The organism is Paraburkholderia sp. Cy-641, assembly GCF_011752945.1.
GTDB lineage: Bacteria > Pseudomonadota > Gammaproteobacteria > Burkholderiales > Burkholderiaceae > Paraburkholderia.
Map to the genome: position 1 here is coordinate 82,510 of NZ_VWWM01000015.1, position 24,457 is coordinate 106,966.

Here is a 24,457-nt window from a genome sequence, read left to right on the forward strand (position 1 = left end):
AGGACAGCGCAGCGAATCAGTACGTGGCACGGCCTCCGGAGAGGTCGAAGGTCGCGCCGCTCGAAAACGAGCATTGATCGGAAGCGAGCCAGGCCACGAGGTTGGCCGCTTCCTGCGCGGTGCCCGCACGCTGCATGGGGATTTTCGCGAGGCTTGCGCCGAGGGCCTCGGGCGTCAGCTGCGCAAGCAGCGGCGTCTCGATCAGGGCGGGCGCGACGCAGTTCACGCGGATAGGCGTGAGCGCGAGTTCCTTGCCCATCGATTTCGTGAAGGCGATCACGCCCGCTTTCGCGGCAGAGTAGGCGGACATCTGTGGATTGCCCTCCTTGCCCGCAATCGAAGCGAGGTTCACGATGCGCCCGAACCCGGCCTCGCGCATCGGCTGCACGGCGGCGCGCGAGCAGAGGAACACGCTGCGCAGATTCACGTCGATGCAGCGTTGCCAGGCCGCGAGGTCGCAGTCGGTTACGTTCGCGACCGGACCGGTCGCGCCCGCGCTGTTCACGAGCACGTGCAAGGTGCCGAAGCGCGCGAGCGTTGCATGCATGGCGGCCGCGACGGATGCTTCGTCGGTCACGTCCACGCGCACGCCGAGCGCCGAGCTTTCCGGCAGCGCGCGGGCGGCCTCGTTTGCCGCGTCGCCGTCGAGATCCCAGAGCGCGACGCGGTGGCCGTCGTGTTGCAGACGCGCCGCGATGGCCCGGCCGATGCCGCCCGCGCCCCCGGTCACGACCGCGATTCGCGAGTGCGTATTCATGCCTGGGAATCCAGAAGAAATTCCACCATGCGATCGCACACGCGCGTGAACATCTGCGTGCCCGTTACGGTCTTGCAGCCGCGCGCGCGTGCCGCGGCGATGAAGGGCGTGAGCGGCGGCTTCGTGACGACGTCGCCCACGAAGGCGCTGGCCGGCAGGCGCGAGACGTCGATGGGCAGCGGGTCGTCGGGGCGCATGCCCATCGGCGATGCGTTCACGACCACGTCGAACGATTCGGCGGCGACCTCGCTCGCGGCCACGCGCACCGCGCCGCGCCCGAGCGTGGCGAGGCGCTCGACGAGCGAGCCGGCGCGCACGCTGTCGTTGTCCCGCACGTCGAGCGAGCCGACGCCCGCGTTCACGAGCGCCTGGGCGATGGCCGAGCCGGCGCCGCCCGCGCCCACGAGCAGCGCGTGCTTGCCGCGCAGGTCGCAGCCTTCGTCGGCGAGTGCGGCGACAAAGCCGGCGCCGTCGAACATGTCGCCGTGCCAGCCGCCGTCGGGCGTGCGGCGCAAGGTGTTCACCGCGCCGAGGAACGCCGCCTGTTCAGAAAGGCTCGCGCAGAATTCCGTCGCGCTGAACTTGTGCGGCACGGTGATGATGACGCCGTCGACATTGCGCATGCACGCCACGCCCGCGAAGAACGCGGCGAGATCGGCCGGCGCGACGTGCGCGGGCACCACGAGCGCGTCGCGGCCCGCTTCGCGCATCGCTGCCGTCACGCCTTTGGGCGAACGCACCTGCGCGATCGGATCGCCGACGATGTAGTAGACGCGCGTGGCGCCGCTCAGGCCTTCGTCGAGCGAAACCGGCGTGGCCGCGACAGCCTCGGCGGGAGTGGAAGAGGGGGAAGTCATGCTGATTTCATCTCCTGGGTTGTGCCGGCATCATCGTGCACGATGCCGAGCGGTCTTGCGTGCGCGAGCGCGTGCTGCTTCAGGGCGCTCGCGCGGCTTGCATGGGTCGTGCCCCCGAAGCGCCGCCGTTGCGGCGCAATGGCGTTGGCGGGCGGCGTCAGCGGGCAGCCATCGTGCAGCCGATTTCCTGGCGGGTGCCGTAGAGCCGGTCGAGGTCGGCCGGGTTCTTCGGCACCACCGAGACCTGGTTGAGCCAGTCCCACTTGTCGGTGATGTGGTCCTTCACCTTGAACACGGTCCAGCGCCGCAGAAGCTGATGATCCCACGGACGGAAATACGCGGGGCCCATGCTGTCGCCCAGTTGCACCGTTTCGAGGCTCTGCACGATGTCCGGGCCCGAAGTGCTCTTCGCCTCGTTCACGGCCTTGAGCAGCGAGCGCATGGTGAACCAGCCGATCCATGCCTTGTCGGCGGGCGGCTTGCCGTACTTCGCGGTGTACTGCTTGATGAAGGCGATTTCCTCGGGCGAGTGGTCGGGCGAGCTGAAGTGCCACGGCTTGCCGTAGTAGCCGGTTGCGGCGTCGACGCTGATCGACCATAGGTCCGAGTCGCCGATGATCGGACAGGCCACCGGAATCTGGTTCTTCATGCCCATTTCGGCGTACTGCTTGAGGAACGTGGAGAGGTCGCCGCCGGGCAGGCCGAGCAGCACGACATCGGGCTTCGACTGGCGGATCTTGAGGATGAACGCGCTGAAGTCGGTGGTGTTCAGCGGCGTGACGTCCGCACCCACGATCGTGCCGCCCGACTGCTTGAGCAGGTCCGACATCGAGCGCTGGATGTCCTGCCCATACGCGTAGTTCGCCACGAGGAAGTGCCATTTCTTGCCGATCGCGAGCAGCGACGGCGCGAGCGCGCGGCAGGTCACGGGCGTCGGACTCAGCACGCGGAAGGTGTACGGATTGCAACTGCTGCCGGTCAGCTCGCGCGCGGCGGCATTGGGCGCGATATAGGGCGTTTTGGTGCGCATTGCGACCGACGACATGGCCAGCGACGTGCCGCTGTTCGTGCCGCCGATCACGGCGACCGCCTTGTCCTCTTCGACGAGCTTCTGCATGTTCTGCTGCGCCGACTGCGGATTCGGTTCGTCGTACCAGACGAGGTCGACGCGGCGGCCGCGCGCCTGGTTGCCGGCCTGGTCGAGCGCGAGCTTTACGCCGTTGGCGATCACTTCGCCCTGTTCTGTCCACACGCCCTGCTTGGCCATCAGCAGGCCGAGCTTGAGCGGCTGCTCGCCCTGCGCGCGCACGAAGGCGGGCGCCGCGAGCACCGCGGCACCGCCCGCGAGTGCCTTGCCGGCCGTGGCGAGCCACACTCGCCGCGAGATCGCCGAGGCGGGCGGCGTTTCTGCCGTCGACGTTTCGGGGGCCGAAAGGTGGGTGTCCTGTGAGTGCTTGTCCGTCATGTGTCTCCGCTCCTGCCCCGTTTGAAGGGCCTGCTTCGTTGTGGTCGGCACATCGCGCAAAACGGTTGTGCCCGAAAAAAGCCAAAGTGAATCTTGATTCAAAGTGGAATAGTATTCAACAATTAAAGAGAATTTCAAGGTATCGGGGTAATCACCCGTAGCGGCGCTCCGGTGCCGATCTGTTCAACCGAAGCAAGGAGAGATGCGCAATGGCAAGGAGACGTATGGCGGTGATCGGCGCGGGTGCGATCGGCCGGATGCATGTAGAGCGCGCGCGGCTGCATCCGCATGCGCAAGTGGTGGCGATCGCGGACCCATCGCCGGCCGCAGAGCAGTTCGCGCGTGCCGAAGGGCTGCGCTGGTTTGCCGACTACGCGGCGCTGCTCGACGAAGTGCGCCCCGAAGGCGCTATCGTCGCCACGCCGAACGCGACGCATGTGGATGTCGGTCTCGCGTGCGTCGCGCGCGGCGTGCCGGCGTTGCTCGAAAAGCCCGTCGCCGATCGCGTGGAGGACGCACTGCGGCTGGACCGCGCCGCGCGCGAGGCGAACGTGCCGTTGCTGGTGGGCCACCATCGCCGCCACAATCCGATCCTGCGCCGCGCGCGCGAGATCGTGCAGTCGGGGCGGCTCGGCAAGCCGGTGGCGGCCAACGCGCTTGCCACCTTCTACAAGCCCGACGGCTACTTCGGCGTGCAGTGGCGCCGCGAGACCGGCGGCGGTCCCGTGCTCATCAACCTGATTCACGACATCGACATCATGCGGTTTCTGTTCGGCGAGATCGTCGAGGTGCAGGCGCAGACGTCGAGCGGCGTGCGCGGTTTCGCGGTGGAAGATACGGCTGCCGTGCTGCTGCGTTTCGCGAGCGGCGCGCTTGGCACGCTCGTCGTGTCCGACACGGCGGCCGCGCCGTGGAACTGGGACCTCGTGGCGGGTGAGGCCGCGCATTACCCGCGTCAGCAGGAGAACACGCACTTCCTGATCGGCACGGACGCGTCGCTCACGCTGCCGCAGCTCGACGTGTGGGAATACCGCAGCGGCAAGGGCTGGCACGAGCCGTTGACGGTGGAGCGCAGCACGCCGCATGCGGGTGATCCGTATCACGAGCAATTGCGCCACTTCGCCGCGGTGATCGCAGGCGAGGAGGCGCCGGTGTGTGCCGTGGACGACGGCGCGCGCACGCTCGCGGCGACACTGGCGGTGCACCAGGCGGCTGCGGCACGCGCGCCCATTGCGCTCGATCTCGCTGAAGCCGTGCGGCGATAAATACTCAGGATGGCTGATGACCGTGGCGATAGAACGCCACGGTCTCGCGCAGGCCGTCTTCGAGCGAGGTTTGCGGCAGGCCGGGCAGCAGGCGCGCGAGCGCGGGATCATGGGGAAACGCACTGGCGATCGGCAGCGGCGGCCCGCTCGCATCGATTTGCGCACCCGGAACGATCGCCGTGATCCTGTCGATCAGCGTGCTGATCGGCGTTATCTCGCCCGCCAGCGTGAACGCGTGCGCGCCCTCGAAGTCGTGCAGCAGCGCTGTTTCGTAGGCCGCGGCGACATCGTCGGCGAAGATGAGGCCCGTCGAGCCGCCGAACGGAATCGTATAGCGTTCGCCGCGCGCGGCCGCGCGGCAGGCGAGGCTCGGTCCCGCGCTCGAGCCCGATTCGCGCCCCGCGCCGTAGACCACGAGCGGCCGGAAGCCGATGCTCGCGATGCCGTGGTCGTGCCAGTACGCGCGGGCGGAGCCTTCGCAGGCGAGCTTGAAGGCGCCATAGTGCGTTTGCGGCAGCGGCGTCGCGCCGTCGTCGGGGCCGAACACGCCCGCGCTGCTCGCGTAGAGCACGCGGCGTATACCCGCCGCGCGTGCGGCATCGAACACGTTCAGCGTGCCGAGCAGGTTGATCTGTGCGCCGCGCACGGGATTCACCGCGCAATCGGGCGTGAGGATGCCCGCGAGATGAATGACCGCGTCGCAGCCTTCGAGCGCACGGGCGGTGTCGTCCGCGCTGGCGATATCGCCGGTGCGCCACTGCACCGAGGCCGCGCGCTCGGGCGACAGCGTCTCGATGAGCCGCGCGTTCGCGCGCAGGTCGAACGCGACGCAGTCCATGCCGCGCGCCAGCAGCCGCTTCATGATCCACGCCCCCAGAAAACCGCTGCCGCCCGTGATCAGTACCCGCATTGTCCTGTCTCCATGTCGTTGATCAAGTCGCAAATTTTTGCCGAGCTGTATTTGTTGAATACTATTCCATATAGAAAATTAATTCCACAAATTGGCGCGGCGGTGCTGTTCGGGCGTGCGCGTCACGAGGGGTGGTTTGCGACCGTGAATCCAGGGCATGGACGGCAAGCAGGCTCATGCGAATCTGCTTGAATTCCAGTGTGGAATTGTGTTCTCATTTGGCTATTACGATAACGATGAGAAAGCTAAATGGCAGGGAATCTTGAGCGTGCGCTGGCCGTGCTCGAACTGTTGGCGAAGAATGGCGGCCGCATGCCGCTGGCCACGATTGCGGACACGCTGAACATTCCGCGCAGCGGCACGCACCGGCTCCTCTCGATGCTGATCGACGAGGGCTTCGTGCGCCAGGACGAAGAGCATGGCGAGTATCTGCTTGCCATGAAGCTCGTTTCACTGGCGTTGATCTATCTCTCGACGAGCGGGGTGTTCGACATTTCGCAGCCGGTACTGGACCGGCTGGCCGAGGCATCGGGCGAACTGGCGCGGCTTGGCGTGGTGGAGGGCGATCACCTTACCTTCGTCGGCAAGGCGCAGGGAGCGAAGTCGGGCTTGCGCTACGACCCGGACATGGGCAGCAACCCGCCGCTGCATTGCACGGCCAGCGGCCAGGCGTGGCTTGCCACGCTGCCGGACGAGCGCGCGATCGAACTGGTGTCGAGGCAGGGGGGGCTCGGTGCGAAAGCGCGGAACGCGCCGCGTGCGCCGAAGACGATCCAGCAATTCCTGAAGGACCTGAACGGCGCGCGTCAGCGCGGCTACGGTGTCGCTATCGAGACCTACGAGGCCGGTATGACGTCGATTGCGGCGGCGGTGCGCAATCCCGTTACTCATGAGGTCGTGGGCATCGTGAGCCTCGCGGGTCCGAGTACTCGCTTGCCGGAGTCGCGTCTGAAAGAGCTCGCGCCGCATTTGCTGGAAGCGGCAACGGATATGGGCGCGGCCACGCTGACTTCGCGATATTTCAAGCAGAGTATCGTGGCCAGTGCCGATCAAACGTAAGCGGCCAGACAATTCACCTTGAGTTCCGTTGAAGCGCCTGGGAGTATCGTGGCCACCTGACGATGAACTGCACCCAAAAAGCTAGACGATTTTTTAGGGTGTGCTTGTGATTGAACTGCTCCAGCGGTAAAGACCAATCTGACCGAGTTTCCGGGCCCATCTCTGATTTTTTAGGTGATTTTTTTGCCACTCAGCGTATAAGCCTCCTTGATGATCTCAGGCGCGATTGCCGCGGCGTTGGCGACGTTCGCCCCCAAAGATCTCGCGACGCCAGCAGCCAGGATCTCTTTGCGCAGTCCGATCGTCTCCTTATCTCTGGACTTCTCCAGGTGATAGAGGTCGTAACTCGCTGAGTATTGGTCCAGCACGGGCTCGGGAGTCCACTCTGGCGCACTGGGCCTGAGATTCCGTGCGTAAGTTTCATTGACTGCTTCTGAAGGCGATGTGAACCCAGCCAGGGCCGCAACGCCTTTTTGGGCCTCGGCCAAGATATCCTTCGCCTCGAGTGAACTAAAAGACGCAAGCACGACAGGGTCGTACTCACTGGAGTACTTACCGTCTTCCGCGAAGATTGCCGGCCCATCCGCCCACGGATCAACCACCACATTATCAGGATGTCGCTGCTCTGACGCCGGATAACGGGCGAGTTCCGTCCACGCATGGTCCTTATGGAGGTCACTCACCAGTTGAGCGCTCTGATCAGGTTCCATGACAGCGCCAAGCATCGCCGCAGCGACTATGGAATGTTCGCCGCAATTTCCCGCTTTCGTGAACATTGCAGTTGCCGCTGCCTTTGCGGTTTGGGCAACTGCGTCAGTCCGGCCTCCGAATAGCTGTTCGAACGCCGGTCCTGCGGGTATTTTCCTGGTCATGAGCGTTCGAGCGGCAACCATGCGGACGATGGCCGCTGGTGAGTCGCTTTTGACATTGCCACGGCCGTGATTTAACGCTTCGCGGGTCAGTTCAAGTGCTTTCTGTCCATTTTCCAGATCGGCAAGGTCAGCACCTTCTACATGTTGTCTTTTTGCCGCACGGAGGAACAAGTACCCCGCCATCTCGGCCCGGATGGCGCTTGGACCGTTGCTGCTGGGGTCGCGTTTGGGAAGCGCTATTTTTCGCGAGGTGCGCGGCTGGGGCGGCCGGCTCATGAGTTCCGACAATACCCCCTCTAGAGTCGTAGGTTGAGTGACATCCGACTTTGGATGACTTTCAGGCCTGACCGGAGAGGCAGCGTGGCCTATGGGCCCGCCCGATGGCGACAGTCGGATTATTGGCATGACGTATTCTCCGGCAAGGTTGGAGAGAAGTAACGCGCAGACGAGCGCACGGGGCAATCGTATTGTTTCACGTTGACTTTAATGCACGCTTCACCCCAGACATGACTCGACGCGAAGCTCTTGCGCAGATCACGAACGTCTGCGGGGTTCCGATAACGCGTTGCTGTCAAATTGGGCAGCTGAAATAGACGTTTGAGATGAGCGACCTTTTTGCGGGTTGCATCAGACGACTAACCGACCTCACCACACCTCCCGACTCGACGCACACGGCCAGCCAGCAGCCTCAGCCAGCCATCGCACTCTCACGCCACAACGACACGCCATCCATACCGCCAGCCGGCAGGCCCAGAAAATCCAGTATGGTCGGCGCGACGTCCACGAGACTGGTGTCGCGGACCACGGTGCCCGCAGTCTGCTGCGCATGCTCGATCATCAGGAACGGCCGTGTCTCGTCCGCGCCCCAGCCACCGTGTTCGCCGTGTCCGTCGACGCGCGTTTTGCCGGGCTCGGCCACGGTCCAGCGCATGCCGTATGGATTAGCCGCATCGAGGCACGCCATGTTCACCGCCGCGACGATGCCGTCTTGCGGCGCGAGTCCGCGCGCGCATAGCGTGTCGCCGGTTTCGACCGAATCGGCCCACGGTTCCTCGCTGAGCGCATCGAGCACCGCTTCGAGCGCTGGCCGTCCCGCCGGAGTCGCATAGAGCACGGCGGCGGTGCCTTGACCCGCCACCGCGACGGCGCCGCTTTCGAGCGCCGCCGCGAGCCCCTGTGCCGCCAGCCAGGCTTCGATGTCGATGCTGCCGCCGATGCTTTCCTGCCCGTGATCGGAGCCCGCCAGCAGCAGGATGTCGTCGCCGCTCGCGCGCAGTTCGCGCACGGTGCGCACCACTTCGGCCACGCAACGGTCGGCATGGCGCAGCGCTTCGAGATGCTGCGGCGAGCCGAGCGGCGCGCCGTGCAGCGTCGCGTCGGGATGCGCGAGCCAGAGCAGCGCCACGGCGGGACGCGAGCCGGCCAATGCCTCGGAGCAGAAGCGTTGCGTCATGCTCCAGTCGCCGGCGAAATCCTGCTCGATCCGCAATGCCGCTTCGCCGGTCAGAGCGTGGCCGCCCGGCGCGTACGAGCCGGCTCGATGATAGACGTGGCCGAAATGTTCGGGGTCCAGAAAATAGGCGGCGCCGGGCGACACGTTGGAGAACGCGACGAAGCCGCCGTGTTTGGCTACGCGCTCGGCGAGTGTGGGCACGCGCAAGGTCTGTCCGGTGGCGCGCCTCATGTGGGCGCGGAAATCGGGTTTGCCGACGTCGTAGATACTCACCCGGCCCGCTTCCAGCAAGCCCATACGGTTGCCGTGCAGTCCATGCCGGCTCGGCCGGCAGCCCGTGGCGATCGAGGCCGCCGACACCCGCGTGACGGAGGGAAAGACTGCCCGGTACGCCGAGCAATGCAGCGCCGTCCGCTGTAGCGCATGCAGGGCCGGCGTGAGGTCCGGGTTGATCCAGTCGCGTCCCAGCGCGTCGCAGCAGACCATGACGACTCGTCGTTGCAGATTCGCCATCAGTTGCCGTGCTCCCCGGCGAGAGCGACCGCGAAGGCGTCGAAGTTGCGCAGCGCGCGGCCGGTGAATTCGTCCGCCGGCTCGAAGCTGGAAATGAGCGGTACCGGCTGCTCATGGAGGCTGCCGTGCGAGCGCAGCGGCCGGTCGAGACCGGACAGATCGTGTTCCGCGACGCGCGTGCCCAGCACGTGCGCGGGGCCGGCCAGCACGACGAGGTCGCCGATGCGGTCCGCCGGCAGTTCCAGCGAGGCCGCTGCTTCCTCGCGGTCGAGCACCGCGTCGATGCCGGGCAGGCCGGCGAGCAGCGTGCGCGCGGCAGCGATATCGGCGGCATTGGCGCCGTCGCCGTCATGATGCAGATAGACCGTCGCGAAACCGCCGAGGGCGCCGTGATGGCGCACGTAGGGATCGGTAATCGGCAGCACCACGCGGGCTTTCAGCGTGGGCAGGGCCGCGTCGAGCCGGTCGGCGAGGAACAGCACGTTGGGCTGTCCCGCCGCGTCGCTCTTCGCGCCCATGCCGTGGTCGGCGGTGAGCACGAGGCGCGCGCCGAGCTCGTGCATGGCGGCCAGATGGCGGTCGAGCATGGCGAGAAACTGATTGGCCTCGGTTTCGCCGGGCGCGTACTTGTGCTGGATATAGTCGGTGGTCGACAGATAGAGGAAGTCGGGCTTCCACCGCTGGAGCAGGAGCACGCCGGCGCTGAAAACCGCCTCGCTGGCAGCGGCGCTGTAGATCGGCGGCAGCGGGGACGGCAGGAAGCCGGCTGCCGCCGGGCCCGCCGTTTCGACCGAAAAGCACAGCGCGCCCGGGCTCTCGGGAAGACCATGGCCGAGCATGCGGCGCAGCTTGTCCTTCGCGGTGACCACGGCCACGCGCGCGCCGGCCCCGGCCAGCTCGGCGAGGATGGTCGGTGCACGCAGGAAGGCCGGGTCGTTCATCATGACCTCGGCGCCGGCCGCCTCGTCGTAGAAGTAGTTGCCGGCGATGCCGTGCACCGACGGCGCCACGCCGGTGACGATCGACAGATTGTTGGGATTGGTGTAGCTCGGCATCGCACACCGCGCGGCGCGGCACCAGCCACGCGCATGCAGCGATTGCAGGAACGGCGCGATGCCGCGTTCGAAGGCGGCGTCGAGATAGGTCCGGTCGAGGCCATCCACGCAGGCGACCACGGTCGGCTGCCTAGGCAGCGCGTAGCGCCGGCCGTTGACTTCGAGTGTGCGAACTGCGTTGGTCATGATGTTCTCCTGTTTATCGTTGCGGCAGCAAAGCCTGGACGTCGGTCGCCATCTCGGTGAGCACCTTGTCGGCGTCGCCGGCGCGCTGGCCGCTCGCCACGCTCTCCAGCCTGTCCTTGATCACGTCGATCGCCTTCAGCCCGTTCGGACCGGGGAATGCGTACCAGGCCGTCGCATAGGGTTGTTCCTGCACCGCCACCGCGAAGTTCGGGTTGGCCTTGTAGAAGTCCTTCAGCAGGGCGCCCGCTTTTTCGTTCGGCGGAAAATAGCCGGTGCGGCGTGCGACCTCGGCGGCCTGCGCCGGCTCGGTGGCAAAGCGGATGAAGCGCCAGGCGGCCTGCTGCTTGGCCGGATCGCGTGCGGTGATCATCAGGCCGTTGCCGCCGGCGGGCAGATGCGAAAGGCCCGGCTTGAGATCGGGATACGTGCCGACCGCCAGCTGGAAATGACCGGCGGTGATCTTCTGGATCGTCGCGAGCTGGGAGGTCGAGGTGGCGAAGATGCCGAGGCTGCCCGCCGCGAACTGCTGGCGCGCCGCCGTGTGGGTCAGGTACGGCATGCCGGCTTGTGTGACCAGCCGCGCAAGCCGGCCGATGGCCCACTGGCCCTCCTTGCCGTCGAAGGCCACCTTGCGTTCGCTGGCGTCGAGCATGCTGCCGCCGCGGCTCAGGACCAGCGACTGCCACATCCAGTTGCCGGTCTCGTCCCACGCGTAGAAGATGCCGTTGGTGCCGGAGCCCAGCGCATTGATCTTCTTCGCCAACGCCGTCACGCCGTCCCAGGTGGTCGGCAGATGGGACGGGTCGCCGCCCGCGCGGCGCACGAGATCGGCGTTGTAGTAGAGCACCGGCAGCGAGATCGCGAACGGCAGCGCGTAGCTGCGGCCCTTCACCTTGCCGGCCGCCAGCATCGCGGGGCTGTCGCCCTGCGAGGCAAAATCCTTGTCCGCGGCGATGAGCGGATCGAGCGGCACCGCGCTGCCCTGATCGGACAGGGCGCGGATGTTGTTGAGCCCCTGCATCACCACATCGGGTTGCGTGCCTGCCACCGATTCGCGCAGCACGGTTTGCAGCACCTGCTCGTACTCCGGCGCGGGCGCGCGGTACACGATGCGCACGTCCGGGTTAGCCGCCATGAAGCGTTTGGCGAGATCGTCCATGGCCGGGCGGAACAGGTCGGGGAAGGCGTACAGCACCGTCAGCTCGGTTTGGGCGGCTGCGGCCGGCTGCACGCCGAGGCCGGCGAACGAGCCCACTGCCATGGCGATCACGGCGAACATCTGCCTGAGGCGGGTTCTGCGTGTTTTCACTGCGTGACTCCTGTGATGAGGCCGCGGCGCGGTGCGCGGCCGGTGGTCGATACGGTCGAGGCCGATATGGGTCGATACGGAAAAGGACCGCCCGGCGGAAACGCGCGGGCGCGGCGCGCCTCAGCCTTTCATGCCGGAGAGCGCGATGCCTTCGATGAAGCGGCGCTGCGCCAGCAGGAACGCCAGCACTAGCGGCGCCACCACGATCGCGGCGGCGGCCATCAGCGCGCCGTAGTCGGTGCCCGCTTCCTCGTTGCGGAAGAACGCGATGCCGAGCGGCGGCGTGAGCTTGTCAGGCGACGACAGCACGATCTGCGGCCAGAAGAACTCGTTCCAGTGCGCGCTCACCGAAAAGATGCCGAAGGCCGTCACGGCGGGCAGCGCGACGGGCAGCATCAACCGGAACACGATGGCGAACTCGCTGAAGCCGTCGAGGCGGGCCGCGTCGAGCAACTCGTCGGGCACGGTGCGGAAATACTGGCGCAGCAGGAAGATGCCGAACGCGGAAACGCCGTAGGGCAGCGCGAGCGCCCAGTAACTGTCGACGAGGCCGAGCTGCTGCGCGAGCAGGAACTGCGGGATCGCCACTGCCTGGGGCGGCAGCATCAGGCAGAACAGCACCGCGTCGAACAGCAGGCGGCGGCCGCGAAACGGCAGCTTGGCGAGCACGTAGGCGCACGGCAAAGCGATCGCCAGCTGCAAGGAAAAGATCAGGACAACGACGAGTATGCCGTTGGCGAGGTAGCGCAGCATCGGCACGCTTGCGAACACGGTGGCGAAGTTCTGCCATCCGGCGAAGTGCTGCGGCAGCAGATGCAACTGGCGCGAGAAGATTTCGTTGGCCGGCTTGAAGGCCGTCGAGAGCATCCAGGCGAACGGCGCGAGCGACACGAGACTGCTGATGCCGAGCAGGGCATGACGCAGCAGCGAACCGCCCAGCCCGGCGAGACGAGGCTTGCGCGAAGGGTTCATGAAGCGCTCCGGTCGCTCGAAAAGCGGAATTTGACGAGCGTGAGCACGCCCACCAGCAGAAGAAAGAGCACGGCGATGGCGGCGCCCCGGCCCGTGCGGAAAAATTCGAATGCTTCGCTGAACATCGTGAAGAGCAGCACCTCGGTGGACTTCTGCGGCCCGCCGCCGGTGATGACGTAGACGGTTTCGAACAACTGGAACGAGCGAATCGTCGAGATCACCACCACGAAGCCCGTGATGGGCCGCAGCAACGGCCAGGTGACGAGCCAGAAGCGGGTCCAGCCGCTCGCCGCGCCGTCCACGGCGGCCGCTTCGCGGTACTGCGCGGGAATGCCGGTCAGGCCGGTGAGGAACAGCACCATGTTGAAGCCGGTGGCCTGCCAGATGCCGATCAGCGCGAGCGAGAGCAGCGCCGTGCGCGGGTCTTCGAGCCAGTGCGGGCCGGCAATGCCGACGCGCGCGAGCAGCAGGTTCACGAGCCCGAAGCTCGGATGCAGCATGAACTCCCACACCACCGCAATCGCGATCGTGGCGGCCATCACGGGCAGAAAGTGCAGGGTGCGATACAGGGAGCGCAGGCTCGTGCGTGCGTCGATCAGCAGGGCAAGGCCGAGGCCGAGCACGGTCGAGGCCGGCACCACCAGTGCCGTGTAGAGCAGCGTGTTGGCGAACGAGCGTTGCAGCACCGGGTCGTGTGCCAGCGACGCGAAGTTCTGCAGTCCGATGAAATCGACGTGCGATGCGCCGAGCCGGTAGTCGGTGAAGGCCAGCACGATCACGGCGACGAGCGGCAGGATCAGCGTGGCGAGGCCGAGCAGCACGGCCGGGCCCGCGAACAGGACGATCACGGGCGTGCGCGAGGGTCTCGCGGTCGGCAAAGCGAGGGCGGGGGAGCTTGCGCGCAGCGGCTTAGCCATGCACCACCCGCATGCCGTGAGCCGCAGGCCGACCGGTTTGCGCGACGCGCTGGCCGTCCGCGTCGAACACGACCGCACGCGCGAGATCGGCCTGCAATCCGCAGGTTTCGCCGATACGTGCATGGGCGTTCGGCATGCCGGACACACGCACCGCGAGGCGCGCGGGCGGCGCGCCGGCCGCGCCGTCCACGGCGACGTGAATCAGCGTGTCGGCGCCGAGATATTCGAGGTTGAGCACGCGTGCCGGCAGGGCGCCGGGGCAGCTCGCCTCGACCAGCGTGAGGTGCTCGGCGCGCAGGCCGAGCGTGAGCGCCGTGCCTTCGGGCAGATCGACGGCGAGCGGCAGGATGCAGCCGTCCGCCGCGCTCAGGGTTTGTCTGGCCGTGCGAACGCTGGCCGGCAGCAGGCCGATGACCGGTGTGCCGATGGTGCGCGCCACTTCGATCGAGCAGGGCTGTGCGTACAGCTCCGCCGGCGTGCCCAGTTGCAGGATGCGGCCGGCGCGCATGACCGCGATGAGATCCGCCATGGTCATCGCTTCCACCTGGTCGTGCGTGACGTAGAGCGTGGCCACGCCGAGCCGCCGGTGCAACTCGACGATCTCGCCGCGCATGCTGGCGCGCAATTCGGCGTCGAGGTTCGACAGCGGCTCGTCGTAGAGAAAAACGGCCGGCTGCCGGACGATCGCGCGCCCGAGCGCCACGCGCTGGCGCTGGCCGCCGGATAGCGCGGCGGGCTTGCGTTCGAGCAGCGCGCCGATGCCGAGCGACTCGGCCGCTTCGCGCACTTTCGTGTCGATCGCGGCGCGGCGCCGGCGGCTCGCGGCCGAGAGCCGCCAGGCGAGCGGCACACGCTCCCACACACGTAGCTCGCGTAGGGCGAGCGGCGTCGCGATGTTCTCGCGGATCGTCAGGTGCGGATAGAGCGCGTAGTTCTGGAACACCATCGCCACGTCGCGCGCGGACGGGCCGAGCGTAGCCGTGTCGCGGCCGCCGATGTGAATGGTGCCGCTATCGGGCCAGTCGAGTCCGGCGACCATGCGCAGCAGGGTGGACTTGCCGCATCCGCTCGGCCCGACCAGGGCGACGAACTCGCCTTCGCCGATTGTCAGGTCGATCTGGTCGGCGGCGACGTACGTGCCGTAACGGCGCGACACGCCCGCAAGCTCGATGCCGCCTCGCGCGCGCCGCGTGCCGGCGGCGCCCATCGTGTCAGGGATCTTGTTCATCCGAATACCCGAAGCTCATTTGAGTTCGCTAAGGTACATTTGTAACGTTACCCTTTTGTGACTGCGAAAACCCATTTGTGCTCATGCGCCGGAAGGTGATACCGTTGCACACCGCCGGCTTGCCGCGTCACGGCGAGCCTGCAAGGACAACGGAGAAAATCGCGCATGGAACGCCACAGGAACGCCCCTTCCGCAGACGAGGGGCAATCGATCGACGCGCAGGTGATGGCGCGCATTTGCTGGGCGTATTTCAAGGAGGGGCAAACCCAGGAGGCGATTGCGTTGCGCATGGGTCTCACGCGCAAGCGCGTGAATCGCGTGCTCAACGAGGCGCGCGCCAGCGGCTTCGTGCAGATCACGATCAATAGCCCGGTGGGTGCTTATGTCGAGCTGGAAGTGCGGCTGACCGAGGCTTACGATCTGCGCCGCGCGATCGTGGTGCCGACGCCCGAAGATGCCGACGACTTGCGTCCGGTGGTCGGCGCGGCGGCGGGCCAGTACGTCTCCAGCCAACTCGGGCAGGGCGCCACGCTAGGCATCAGTTGGGGCGGCACGATCAACGCCGCCGCGCAGAACGTCATACGGCGGCAGCAGATGGACAATACCGTGGTGTTGATGTGCGGCGGCCTTGCGCGCAGCACGCGCATCAATCCCTACGACAACGCGGCTTTGTTCGCGCGGATGCTGGACGCAACCTGCTACTACATGACGGCGCCGCTGCATGCGGAGACGGCCGAACTGCGCGACGCGCTCGTTCGCAGCGAGCCCGTTCGCAGCGTGCTGGAGATGGCGAGGCACGTCGACATGGCGTTGCTGAGCGCGACCGATCTCTCGCCGCAGTCGAAGATGCTCGAATATGGCGTGATTTCGGAAGCGGCCTGCCAGTCGCTACGCGATGCCGGCGCGGCCGGCGACATCTGCGGGCATTATCTCGACGCCGACGGACGACTGGTCGATCATCCGCTGGCCGCGCGCACGATCAACCCTGCTCTGGAGGACCTGCGAGCGATTCCCGAGCTGATCCTGGCTGCGGGCGGATTGCAGAAGGTGTCGATCATTCGCGGGGCGATCCGGGCCGGGCTCGTCCATGTGCTGATTACCGACGAGGCAACCGCGGTCGCGTTGCTATGACGGCGGCACCCGGCGCGATGTGCCCTGTGCCGCATCGTCTTCGAACGGCCTTTTGAGGGCCGTTCGAGCCTGTGGAAATCAGGCGCCGGGCGGCAGCAGAATCTCGATCCCAAACGATTCGGCGAGACGCAGCAAGCCCGCCATCTGTTCCGGCGTGGGCGGTTGCGCCGGGATTTCCGCGGCGCCGGCGCCGGCCGCGCCGTCCAGAGGGATACCCGCTTGAGCAATGAATTCGTCGAAACCGCCGGGCGTGGTGGTCACGATGCAGCGCACGGGCTTTTCGCCGAGGTTGCGCAGCCGTTGCGGCACGCCGCGCGGCGCGAAGTAGGAGGAGCCGGCGCTCAGTATTTCGACTTTGTCTCCGATCGTGACTTCCATTTCACCTTCGATGATGAACATCGACTCGTCTTCGCGATGATGAATATGCAAGCCGCCGTCGCCACCCGGCGGCATGATGCCTTCGATCATCGAAAACTGGCCGCCGGTTTGTGCCGACGAGAGAAGCACTCTCATGCGAACCCCCATAAAAATATATTCGGGAGGAGTGCTTTGCATGACGGCGGGGAGTGGGTGTTGAGCAGTGTTCATGGATGCGATCAGATAATCAAAAGAAGTGTACGGCGGGGCGCTTGCGTGGTTGCCGATAACCGGGTTTCGTGATTTTACTCAGGATGGTTGAATGTCTGCTCTGGAGACGGCATGGGTGACTGGCAGCGTGCCCCATTCTTACCAGTTCAACGGAGAGCAGGGGGGCGCAATGACGAAGCAAATAGCTGTGATGCGAAGCTGCGTCAGCGATCAACCACAGCGGCAGTCAAGGGGAAAGACGGGGCAGCGGCAATGCGTACGGTGTGTGCGGCGGTGGACGTCTTCGAAGCGGCCCAAAGATCAAGGACAAAGCTAAAAGGCTCGAAGATCACTACCCGCACCGGAACCATTCAGGCTCGGCAACGCAAATAGCTGGTTCCTGACGACGGAAGCGGCGCCGATAGCGGCTCCGTCCACGCCGAGCCGTGTGATGTAGATCGGCGGCGCCGTGAAGCCGTGCATGAGGTTGCTCGCCAGCGCCCGTTTCACCCTCTGTTCGACGCGAGGGAACAATATGCTCAACGGTCCACCAAGGACGATCTTTCCGGGGTCCAGCACATAGACAAGATTCAGGATGCCCGTTGTCAGGACGTTCGCCCATTCATCGAATGTTTCTTCGAGTGCAGGTGTGCGGCCGGTATGGTCCGTGCGTGCCAGCCATTCGAGACCGCGCTCGAAACTCTGATCTTTCGGCAGGAACGCGCGGAAACGTTCATAGCCCGCGAGCAGTTCGAACGTGTGCGACGCGATCGCGCCCGGAGTCGCCCCCATCACCATATGCCCCAGTTCGCCCGCGTAGCCGCGCGCACCTTCGAGGATGCGTCCCTGCTGAACGATCGCGCCACCGAGACCTTCGGTCAGCAGAATCAGCAGCATGTTTTGCGCATCCTGCTCGCGAGCCATCGTGCGTTCGGCGTTCGCAAAGGCGACGGCGTCGTTGCAAACCGTGATGGGCCACGCCAGATCGTTGCGTGCGGACAGTATCTGTTTCAACGGCACATCGCGCCAGCGCAGGAACGGTGCGATGACCACGCGACCGCCGCGATCGACGAGTCCCGGCACCGAAACGCACAGGCCCTGAACGCGGCTCGGCTCGACGCCGCTCTCCTGCAGAAGACGTGCGGACAGGTTCGCGATCTGCTCGACCACGCGTTCGACGTTGTCCGCATGAGCCTCGATGGAATCGCTGAGCCGATGCGCGATGCGCATTTCCAGATCGACCATCACCGCCGTCAGGTTGAGGCTGGATATATCGATTCCGATGGCGTAGGCGCCCTGCGGATTCAGACGTATCCCTGATCCTGGCCGGCCAGGCCGGCCGCCCTCCACGCGGTCGGACGTTTCGACAACCAGCCCCGAGTCGATCAACTCCTTGACGGCGTGTCCAATCGTTGCACGCGTCAGCCCCAACTCTCGCGAAAGATCCGCACGACTCAGCGTGACACCGCGCTCAAGCTGCCGCAGACATCGCGCCGTATTGATATGGCGCAGCAGCATGGGGGTTGTCGAGGCGGTTTCCTGTGGCGCCGCCTCGGGCGTTGGGCTGTCCACGCGCGAAGGCGGGGCAGGGGTGGTCCAGTCTCCGGGCACGGCCGCCGGCCGTGCCGAGTGGGGATCGAACTGCTTCTCCCGCGCGGCTTTGCGAAACCTGTACAGGTAGCTCTTCAACGTCGCGGTGGTGATGGCGAGCCCATTTTCGTTCAGCACCTTCACGACGTCTGAAATGCGCGCGCCGGCGCTCAGGCGCTGCTCGATGTCGGGCAGGACGCTGCGCAGCCTGGCGGCCTTGTTGCCGGCTTCGATCCCGGTAATGGCTAAGCGGAGTGATTGGGGAGGCTGCATCGTGCGATCCTGGCTATTTTTTGCATTCTAAACGCATCCTTATCGCATTTCAAATGTATGTATATGACAAAAATAAGCGCGTTAACCCCGAATACATCGATTTTTATATTTGTTTAAAATACAAACAAATAGAGTGCAATCTCGCTGCCGATGCGTGGCTGCCGCCGACGTATTTCGTCCATCTCAACGTTTGACAGGAAACAACATGCTCAGGAATATCGACCCGCTTCTCGGCCCGGAACTGCTTGCGGTGCTGCGTGCCATGGGGCACGGCGAGGATATTGCGATCGTCGATCGCAACTACCCGGTGTTGAGCGCCGGTCCGCAAATCATTCGGCAGGACGGCGCCGACGGTCCGCGTGTACTCGACGCCATTCTTTCGGTTTTGCCGCTCGACAAAGGCGCACAGACGATCACCCGCATGGAGGTACGCAACCAGCCGGCCGAAATCCTGCCGGTCATGAGCGATTTCATTTCGATTGCGAACACCCACGCGCCGCATCTCGGGGTCGATTCGTTGCCGGCGGCCGAGTTCAAGGTGCGGGCCGCGAAAGCGGTAGCCATCGTCGTGACTGGCGAGGCGCGCGTGTACGGGAATATGCTGTTGCGCAAAGGCACCTTGCCGCTGTGAGCGGCAAACAGGGGGCAGCATGCCGGTTAAACGGAGGACTTCATGACTGATGCGTTGATGAATTTGCGGTTTCTGGCCGCGTGTGCGATTGCCAGAGAGGCGGGGCAGCTGATCCGCAGGCGTTTCCTTGCGCGCGACGATGCATTGAGTTTCAAGTTCAAAGGTCCTCAGGACTATCTGACTGAAACGGATGGAGAAGTCGAGCGACTGATTGCTGCGCGACTGGCCGCCTCGTTTCCCGACGACGGCTTTTTCGGCGAAGAGAGTGGCGGCGAAGTCGGCGATCGCGTGTGGATCGTCGACCCGATCGACGGAACGGCCGATTTCGCGCGCGGCGTGCCTTATTTCTGCGTGTCGATTGCATTTGTCCAGCATGGCAAGACGGAGATCGGCGTGCTGTACGACCCGATGCTCGACGAGTTGTTTGCCGCGCGCAAAGGGCACGGCGCCACCATGAATGGGCAGCCCATCAAGGTCAGCGCGATTGCGGACATACGTCAGTCCGTCGTCGAACTCGGGTGGTCGTCGCGCGTTCCGTTCGAGCCTTATGCCAAAGTTCTGGAGACGCTGCATTCATTGGGCGCGGGCGTAAAGCGGCGCGGCTCCGGCGCGCTCGGTATCGCCTATGTGGCCATGGGGCGGCAGGATGCCTACTGCGAACTGCATATCAACTCATGGGATGCGGCGGCGGCCGTCCTGCTCGTCGAAGAAGCGGGCGGATGGGTCAATGACTTCCTCACGAAAGAATGTCTCACGCGGGGCAATCAGGTCGTTGCCTGCACGCCGGGACTGCGTGGCTGGCTCGAAACCGTGCTGAGCGTATAGCCAAAGCGTGGAATGCATCCGGTCGTTTTATCAAGGAGAGGAACAGTGCAGGAGAATTCGGTGAACCCCTTTGCATTGAAGGGGGAAATTGCTCTTGTCACGGGCGCGACACGAGGAATCGGCCGCGCGTGCGCGAAGGCCCTTGGCGAAGCGGGCGCAGCCGTGGCGCTCGGCTGCCGCGACATGCGGGCCGGCGCCGACGAGGCGCAAGCATTGCGCGATGCCGGCATCAACGCGGTCGCAGTGCAGATGGACATGATGTCGATCGAGTCGATCGAGCAGGCCGTGTCGATGGTAGAGACGGAACTGGGTCCGCTGTCCGTGCTGGTCAATAACGCAGGTCACAGCCGCCCGGCGCCCGCCATGGAGGTCAAGACCGGCGACTATGACGCGATGTTCGATCTGAACGTCAAGGGGGCTTTTTTCGCCTCTCAGGCCGCCGCGCGCAAGATGGCAACGCGCGGTCGCGGGTCGATCATCAACATTGCATCGCAGGCCGGGTTCGTCGCTCTCGATGGCGAGTCGATCTACTGCATGACGAAAGCCGCGATGATTCATATGACGCAATGTCTCGCCGTCGAATGGGCGCAGCATCACATCCGCGTCAACGCCGTTGCTCCCACGTTCATCCGGACGGACAGCACCAAAGGCTGGCTCGAGAACGAAGCCACGCGCAATTCACTGCTTGCGCGAATTCCGCTGCGCCAGATCGGCGAACCGGAGAACGTGGCGGAACCGGTCGTGTTTCTCGCCTCGAATGCGGCTGCGATGATGACCGGCGCCACGCTAAAGATCGACGGCGGCTGGACCGCCGTGTGATGTGGGGCCCACGGAGGCCGTGAGAACGGCGTCCGCCTGCATCGATGTGCCTGATTCATTAAGTTCAGGATTACTGTTTATTCGGTGCGGGACACCGATGGAGAACGCTGTGAGAAAGGATGAAAGGCAATTGCGTATCGGCATATTGGGCTGTGGACCGATTTCGCAGTTTGCACACTTCGAGTCCGTGCAGAAAGCGCGCAACGCCACGTTGTTTGCGGTGTGCGATGTCGACGAAGGTCTCGCGCGACATTTCGGCCAGTTCTACGACGCGCAGAAGATCTATCTCGACTATGACGAGATGCTCGCGGACCCGGAGGTGGACGCCGTCGTGATCGGTACGTCCGATGCGTTCCACGTACCCGCGTCACTGAAGGCACTTGCTGCGGGCAAGCACGTGCTGTGCGAGAAACCCATCGGCGTTTCGGTCGAGGAGGTCGAGCAGCTCGCTCTGGAAGTTCGACGTTCGGGCAAGGTTCTGCAAATCGGCCACATGCTACGCTTCGATCCCGGCATCGAATCGGCGAAGGCATTCGTGCAGGATGAAATGGGCGAGATGCTGGCGCTCAAGGCCTGGTACTGCGATTCGACGCATCGCTATACCAACACGGACGCGATTCAACCCATGCCACGCCAAGGCACGCGCGTGCTGCGTCCGCAAGGCGACCCCAAAGCCGACAGGCAACGGTATTTCATGCTGGCGCACGGTAGCCATCTCGTCGATCTCGCGCGCTATCTCGGCGGCCCGATTCGCGCGGTCGATGCGAGGCTGCGAGAGAAATTCGGCGCTTATTGCTGGTTCGTGGACGTCGATTTCGAAAACGGCACGCTGGGGCATCTGGATTTGACCATCGCGGTTCGCATGGACTGGCACGAAGGGTTTCAGATCTACGGCGAGCACGGTAGCGCGACCGCGAAAATCTATAACCCCTGGTACTACAAGGCGAGCGACGTCGAGATTTTTCACGAGCGTAATGAGACGACGACGCGCGTGCTGGGAGCCGATGGGCATTTCTATCGACGCCAGATCGAAGGGTTCGCGGATACGGTGCTGAATGGCGTCGCGGCACGAGGCGCCGATATCGACGATGGTGTTGCGTCGATCCGGGCAATGGTCGCGATTGCGCAATCGGTGCGTAGCGGCGCGCCGGTCGCCCTCGATGAAGCCGGGGGTGCGTTGTGATGACGCCAGGCGTTTTTGCCCGGACGTACGCCGCGAAATACCCTGGCGATCTGTTCGTGCGGATACGCGCCGACGGGTTCTCCGCCGTGCAGTTCAACCTTTCATGTGCGGGACTTGCGGCATTGCCCGACGTGTTTCCGTCCGGCATGGGGGAACGTATTGCCCAAAGCGCCAGGGAAGCGGGCCTGACGTTGTGCGCGTTATCGGGTACCTACAACATGGCGCATCCAGACCCGGCACAACGACAACGCGACAGAGCCGGGTTCGAAAACGTGATGCGGGCAGCGCGCGAGATGGGCGTCTCGCTGGTGACCTTGTGCACCGGATCGCGCGATACCTCGAATATGTGGCGCGCTCATCCCGACAACCGCTCTGACGAGGCATGGCATACCCTTCGCGGTGAACTCGATTTTGCGCTGGCACTTGCCGAGGCATTCGATCTCGTGCTCGGTATCGAGCCGGAACCGGGCAACGTGATTGCAGATGCGAGGCTCGCGCGCAGGATACTCGATGAGATGGGTTCGACGCGTCTTGGCATTGTGCTCGACGCCGCCAATCTTCTTCCGCCCGAGGCGCAGCCCCGGCAGAACGAGATCGTTGCGGAGGCCGCGGAACTGCTCGGGGGCAGCCTGTTTCTCGTGCATGCGAAGGATATAGACCGTCATGGCACCGTCGTTCCCGCAGGCCAGGGCGCCGTCGATCTTCCGGCATTCGTCGCCCGGATGAAAGCGGTTGGCTACGATGGTCCGCTGGTCGGCCACAACTTCGAAGAGTCCGAGGCGCCTGGCGTGGCATCGTATCTGTCGTCAATCATTCAGGACTGCGCGTGATGACTGGCCGCTACTTTGAAACGGCGGATGGATGCAGGCTGGCATTCGTGGATGAGGGCGAGGGTCTGCCGGTGTTGTGGCAGCACGGGTTGGGCGCGGACCGCAGGCAACCGGCGGAGGTTTTTCCCGCGATCGACAGCATTCGCCGCATCACGCTCGAATGTCGCGGCCACGGTCTTTCCGCGTTAGGGAGCGTCACGGCATTGTCGATCGCACAGTTTGCCGATGATACCGTGGCCCTTCTGGATCATCTTGGCATCGGGCGCGCGGTCGTCGGCGGCATATCGCTCGGCGCGGCCGTGGCGTTGCGCATCGCGGTGTCGCGCCCCGAGCGCGCGGCCGCGCTGATTCTTGCGCGGCCCGCGTGGGTGGACACGGCGGGTCCCGCGCAACTGCGGATCTATCGCGACGTGGCCGATCTTCTCGCGAAACATGGGGCCCGCGAGGGTTTGATGCGACTCGAAGCCGGCGAGCGTTTGCAAGAGATCGAAGTAGTCTCGACCGATAACGCGGCATCGATGCGCGGCTTTTTCACGCGGAGCGATCCGGAGTCGACCATTGCGCTGTTGAGTCGCATTCCCGCACAGGGGCCGGACGTTCAACGCAGCGATATCGGCGGGCTCGATTTGCCGACGCTCGTCGTTGCCAACGGCCAGGATTATGTGCATCCAGTGGAAATGGCGCAGACGCTGGCCGACCTGATTCCGGGTTCGACGTTGAGGATCGTGACGTCGAAATCTGTAAGTCGCAACGAGTACCTCGCCGGGATGGAACGGGCGTTGCGCGAGTTTCTGATGCCGATGCGGAGCGCGTCATGACACAGGCCACAAAGAGCTTGCAGACACCAGACGGCGCATCCATTCTCGTGATCGATATCGGTGGTACGAACGTCAAGTTTGGCTACGCATGTGGCGGCCAACCGCTGGCTTATCGCAAGCTCTTTTCGAGCGATGCGCTCAGAGCGGGGGATCCTGTGCAAGCACTGGCACGAATGGTCGGGAATGTGATCGCGGAGACAGGCATCGCGCCACAGACGATAGTCGCCGCCGTGCCGGGATTTATCGACCGGGATGGCGATCGCGTTCTGCATGCCGCGAACATCGGGAGTCTCGATGGCCGGCGGCTGGGTACCGAGCTTGCGCGGCTCGTCGGCTGCACCGTTCTCCTTGAGCGTGACGCGGTATTGGCCCTGCTGGGCGAGACGCGAGCGGGCATTGTTGGGGATGCAAATGATGTTCTCGGCATCTTCTTCGGCACCGGGATCGGTGCGGCTTACGTGAATGACGGCAAGCCGTTTCGCGGCGGCGGCTGGGCGCTGGAAATCGGTCTGATGCCGTTTTGCGCGCAAGGTCCTGTGCCCGAGGGCGTGCGACCGGACTGCCTCGAAGCCTATGCATCCGGGCGTGCGCTGCAAGCCATTGCCGAGCGTAACGGCGTGTCCATTGACGGTGTATTCCAGGCATCGGGGTTCGATTCTTCGTTGGAGAAAGAGCTGTCGCGCTTCGTCAGATATCAGGCGATGGCGGTGGGCGCGGCCATTGCGATGATGTCGCCGTCTGTGATTCTTCTCGGTGGCGGAATCATGGATATGGCCGGCTATCCGCGGGAAGCGTTGACCGAACTCATCGGCCGTTTCGTGCCGATGGCGGAGACGGGACGCACGTTGGATGTGCGCTGGTCCCGGCACGGCTGGACCGCCGTTTTGCATGGGGCATCCGCGATCATCGCGGGGGGCATGGCTACGCTATAGGTAGAAAATAGATTCCCGAATGGTTGGAGGTGCTAAGCAG

The 24,457-nt window shown here is 64.8% G+C and carries 23 protein-coding genes; 10 read left to right on the forward strand and 13 right to left on the reverse strand.

Translation table 11 applies throughout. The annotated features are described in order from the left end of the window. Positions 1-16: 16 nt before the first annotated feature. The 3 genes from F3J20_RS10125 to F3J20_RS10135 form a co-directional block, all read right to left on the reverse strand. Positions 17-757, reverse strand: coding sequence for an SDR family NAD(P)-dependent oxidoreductase (locus F3J20_RS10125; RefSeq protein ID WP_167044249.1), 741 nt, complete (start codon positions 755-757; stop codon positions 17-19). Next, positions 754-1,614, reverse strand: coding sequence for a ThiF family adenylyltransferase (locus F3J20_RS10130; protein ID WP_167283303.1), 861 nt, complete (start codon positions 1,612-1,614; stop codon positions 754-756). Before F3J20_RS10130 ends, F3J20_RS10125 begins: the two co-directional genes overlap by 4 nt. Before the next feature lie 157 nt (positions 1,615-1,771). Continuing rightward, positions 1,772-3,079, reverse strand: a complete 1,308-nt coding sequence (locus tag F3J20_RS10135; protein ID WP_167283304.1) for an ABC transporter substrate-binding protein — start codon at positions 3,077-3,079, stop codon at positions 1,772-1,774. Between the two features lie 209 nt (positions 3,080-3,288). On the opposite strand from F3J20_RS10135, the gene F3J20_RS10140 reads away from it, so the two are divergent. Next, on the forward strand, positions 3,289-4,344 hold the full coding sequence (locus tag F3J20_RS10140; RefSeq protein WP_167283305.1) for a Gfo/Idh/MocA family oxidoreductase: 1,056 nt from the start codon (positions 3,289-3,291) through the stop codon (positions 4,342-4,344). A gap of 4 nt (positions 4,345-4,348) precedes the next feature. Here F3J20_RS10140 and F3J20_RS10145 read toward each other — a convergent pair whose 3' ends face one another. Further along, positions 4,349-5,254 carry an NAD(P)-dependent oxidoreductase gene (locus tag F3J20_RS10145; RefSeq protein ID WP_167283306.1) on the reverse strand — a complete coding sequence of 302 codons (906 nt, stop codon included), beginning with the start codon at positions 5,252-5,254 and terminating at the stop codon, positions 4,349-4,351. 249 nt (positions 5,255-5,503) lie between these two features. Here F3J20_RS10145 and F3J20_RS10150 point away from each other — a divergent pair, with 249 nt between their 5' ends. Continuing rightward, a complete protein-coding gene (locus F3J20_RS10150) occupies positions 5,504-6,313 on the forward strand; it encodes an IclR family transcriptional regulator (RefSeq protein WP_167283307.1) in 810 nt (269 codons plus the stop codon). Positions 6,314-6,483: 170 nt separating this feature from the next. Here F3J20_RS10150 and F3J20_RS10155 read toward each other — a convergent pair whose 3' ends face one another. The 7 genes from F3J20_RS10155 to F3J20_RS10185 form a co-directional block, all read right to left on the reverse strand. After that, entirely contained in the window at positions 6,484-7,461 is a 978-nt protein-coding gene (locus F3J20_RS10155) for a hypothetical protein (RefSeq protein WP_167283308.1), read from the reverse strand. 412 nt (positions 7,462-7,873) lie between these two features. Then, positions 7,874-9,151: an alkaline phosphatase family protein gene (locus F3J20_RS10160; RefSeq protein ID WP_240162750.1), complete on the reverse strand. Its 1,278-nt coding sequence runs from the start codon at positions 9,149-9,151 to the stop codon at positions 7,874-7,876. Next, on the reverse strand, positions 9,151-10,392 hold the full coding sequence (phnA, locus tag F3J20_RS10165; protein WP_167283309.1) for a phosphonoacetate hydrolase: 1,242 nt from the start codon (positions 10,390-10,392) through the stop codon (positions 9,151-9,153). The genes F3J20_RS10160 and phnA overlap by 1 nt, the downstream gene beginning before the upstream one ends. Before the next feature lie 13 nt (positions 10,393-10,405). Continuing rightward, on the reverse strand, positions 10,406-11,671 hold the full coding sequence (locus tag F3J20_RS10170; RefSeq protein WP_167044225.1) for an ABC transporter substrate-binding protein: 1,266 nt from the start codon (positions 11,669-11,671) through the stop codon (positions 10,406-10,408). Positions 11,672-11,821: 150 nt separating this feature from the next. Next, positions 11,822-12,673 (reverse strand): carbohydrate ABC transporter permease, encoded by an 852-nt coding sequence (locus F3J20_RS10175; RefSeq protein ID WP_167283310.1) that lies wholly within the window; start codon positions 12,671-12,673, stop codon positions 11,822-11,824. Beyond that, positions 12,670-13,590 carry a sugar ABC transporter permease gene (locus tag F3J20_RS10180; RefSeq protein WP_167044220.1) on the reverse strand — a complete coding sequence of 307 codons (921 nt, stop codon included), beginning with the start codon at positions 13,588-13,590 and terminating at the stop codon, positions 12,670-12,672. Before F3J20_RS10180 ends, F3J20_RS10175 begins: the two co-directional genes overlap by 4 nt. Continuing rightward, the gene (locus F3J20_RS10185) at positions 13,583-14,818 is read right to left on the reverse strand and encodes an ABC transporter ATP-binding protein (protein WP_167283311.1); all 1,236 of its coding nucleotides are present in this window, start codon (positions 14,816-14,818) and stop codon (positions 13,583-13,585) included. Before F3J20_RS10185 ends, F3J20_RS10180 begins: the two co-directional genes overlap by 8 nt. A 165-nt stretch (positions 14,819-14,983) precedes the next feature. On the opposite strand from F3J20_RS10185, the gene F3J20_RS10190 reads away from it, so the two are divergent. Continuing rightward, a complete protein-coding gene (locus F3J20_RS10190; RefSeq protein WP_167044215.1) occupies positions 14,984-15,949 on the forward strand; it encodes a sugar-binding transcriptional regulator in 966 nt (321 codons plus the stop codon). A gap of 78 nt (positions 15,950-16,027) precedes the next feature. On the opposite strand, the gene F3J20_RS10195 is transcribed toward F3J20_RS10190, so the two are convergent. Further along, on the reverse strand, positions 16,028-16,462 hold the full coding sequence (locus F3J20_RS10195; RefSeq protein WP_205193014.1) for a cupin domain-containing protein: 435 nt from the start codon (positions 16,460-16,462) through the stop codon (positions 16,028-16,030). 387 nt (positions 16,463-16,849) lie between these two features. Beyond that, positions 16,850-18,379 (reverse strand): ROK family transcriptional regulator, encoded by a 1,530-nt coding sequence (locus F3J20_RS10200; RefSeq protein ID WP_167044209.1) that lies wholly within the window; start codon positions 18,377-18,379, stop codon positions 16,850-16,852. Between the two features lie 205 nt (positions 18,380-18,584). Here F3J20_RS10200 and F3J20_RS10205 point away from each other — a divergent pair, with 205 nt between their 5' ends. The 7 genes from F3J20_RS10205 (at position 18,585) to F3J20_RS10235 (ending at position 24,417) form a co-directional block, all read left to right on the forward strand. Then, a complete protein-coding gene (locus tag F3J20_RS10205) occupies positions 18,585-19,010 on the forward strand; it encodes an RbsD/FucU domain-containing protein (protein WP_167044206.1) in 426 nt (141 codons plus the stop codon). Positions 19,011-19,052: 42 nt separating this feature from the next. After that, on the forward strand, positions 19,053-19,835 hold the full coding sequence (locus tag F3J20_RS10210; protein WP_167044203.1) for an inositol monophosphatase family protein: 783 nt from the start codon (positions 19,053-19,055) through the stop codon (positions 19,833-19,835). Between the two features lie 60 nt (positions 19,836-19,895). Beyond that, on the forward strand, positions 19,896-20,654 hold the full coding sequence (locus F3J20_RS10215; protein ID WP_205193012.1) for a glucose 1-dehydrogenase: 759 nt from the start codon (positions 19,896-19,898) through the stop codon (positions 20,652-20,654). A gap of 109 nt (positions 20,655-20,763) precedes the next feature. Then, positions 20,764-21,837, forward strand: a complete 1,074-nt coding sequence (locus F3J20_RS10220; protein ID WP_345889857.1) for a Gfo/Idh/MocA family oxidoreductase — start codon at positions 20,764-20,766, stop codon at positions 21,835-21,837. Then, positions 21,837-22,667 (forward strand): sugar phosphate isomerase/epimerase family protein, encoded by an 831-nt coding sequence (locus F3J20_RS10225; protein ID WP_167044194.1) that lies wholly within the window; start codon positions 21,837-21,839, stop codon positions 22,665-22,667. Before F3J20_RS10220 ends, F3J20_RS10225 begins: the two co-directional genes overlap by 1 nt. A 47-nt stretch (positions 22,668-22,714) precedes the next feature. Further along, positions 22,715-23,485 (forward strand): alpha/beta fold hydrolase, encoded by a 771-nt coding sequence (locus F3J20_RS10230; protein WP_167044190.1) that lies wholly within the window; start codon positions 22,715-22,717, stop codon positions 23,483-23,485. Further along, the gene (locus F3J20_RS10235; protein ID WP_167044186.1) at positions 23,482-24,417 is read left to right on the forward strand and encodes an ROK family protein; all 936 of its coding nucleotides are present in this window, start codon (positions 23,482-23,484) and stop codon (positions 24,415-24,417) included. Before F3J20_RS10230 ends, F3J20_RS10235 begins: the two co-directional genes overlap by 4 nt. Positions 24,418-24,457 lie beyond the last annotated feature (40 nt).

Bases quoted from the DNA above. Each gene is read 5' to 3' on its own strand.
- F3J20_RS10125 (WP_167044249.1), bottom strand. From the start codon at position 757: ATGAATACGCACTCGCGAATCGCGGTCGTGACCGGGGGCGCGGGCGGC.
- F3J20_RS10130 (WP_167283303.1), bottom strand. From the start codon at position 1,614: ATGACTTCCCCCTCTTCCACTCCCGCCGAGGCTGTCGCGGCCACGCCG.
- F3J20_RS10135 (WP_167283304.1), bottom strand. From the start codon at position 3,079: ATGACGGACAAGCACTCACAGGACACCCACCTTTCGGCCCCCGAAACG.
- F3J20_RS10140 (WP_167283305.1), top strand. From the start codon at position 3,289: ATGGCAAGGAGACGTATGGCGGTGATCGGCGCGGGTGCGATCGGCCGG.
- F3J20_RS10145 (WP_167283306.1), bottom strand. From the start codon at position 5,254: ATGCGGGTACTGATCACGGGCGGCAGCGGTTTTCTGGGGGCGTGGATC.
- F3J20_RS10150 (WP_167283307.1), top strand. From the start codon at position 5,504: ATGGCAGGGAATCTTGAGCGTGCGCTGGCCGTGCTCGAACTGTTGGCG.
- F3J20_RS10155 (WP_167283308.1), bottom strand. From the start codon at position 7,461: ATGAGCCGGCCGCCCCAGCCGCGCACCTCGCGAAAAATAGCGCTTCCC.
- F3J20_RS10160 (WP_240162750.1), bottom strand. From the start codon at position 9,151: ATGGCGAATCTGCAACGACGAGTCGTCATGGTCTGCTGCGACGCGCTG.
- phnA (WP_167283309.1), bottom strand. From the start codon at position 10,392: ATGACCAACGCAGTTCGCACACTCGAAGTCAACGGCCGGCGCTACGCG.
- F3J20_RS10170 (WP_167044225.1), bottom strand. From the start codon at position 11,671: ATGTTCGCCGTGATCGCCATGGCAGTGGGCTCGTTCGCCGGCCTCGGC.
- F3J20_RS10175 (WP_167283310.1), bottom strand. From the start codon at position 12,673: ATGAACCCTTCGCGCAAGCCTCGTCTCGCCGGGCTGGGCGGTTCGCTG.
- F3J20_RS10180 (WP_167044220.1), bottom strand. From the start codon at position 13,590: ATGGCTAAGCCGCTGCGCGCAAGCTCCCCCGCCCTCGCTTTGCCGACC.
- F3J20_RS10185 (WP_167283311.1), bottom strand. From the start codon at position 14,818: ATGAACAAGATCCCTGACACGATGGGCGCCGCCGGCACGCGGCGCGCG.
- F3J20_RS10190 (WP_167044215.1), top strand. From the start codon at position 14,984: ATGGAACGCCACAGGAACGCCCCTTCCGCAGACGAGGGGCAATCGATC.
- F3J20_RS10195 (WP_205193014.1), bottom strand. From the start codon at position 16,462: ATGAGAGTGCTTCTCTCGTCGGCACAAACCGGCGGCCAGTTTTCGATG.
- F3J20_RS10200 (WP_167044209.1), bottom strand. From the start codon at position 18,379: ATGCAGCCTCCCCAATCACTCCGCTTAGCCATTACCGGGATCGAAGCC.
- F3J20_RS10205 (WP_167044206.1), top strand. From the start codon at position 18,585: ATGCTCAGGAATATCGACCCGCTTCTCGGCCCGGAACTGCTTGCGGTG.
- F3J20_RS10210 (WP_167044203.1), top strand. From the start codon at position 19,053: ATGACTGATGCGTTGATGAATTTGCGGTTTCTGGCCGCGTGTGCGATT.
- F3J20_RS10225 (WP_167044194.1), top strand. From the start codon at position 21,837: ATGACGCCAGGCGTTTTTGCCCGGACGTACGCCGCGAAATACCCTGGC.
- F3J20_RS10235 (WP_167044186.1), top strand. From the start codon at position 23,482: ATGACACAGGCCACAAAGAGCTTGCAGACACCAGACGGCGCATCCATT.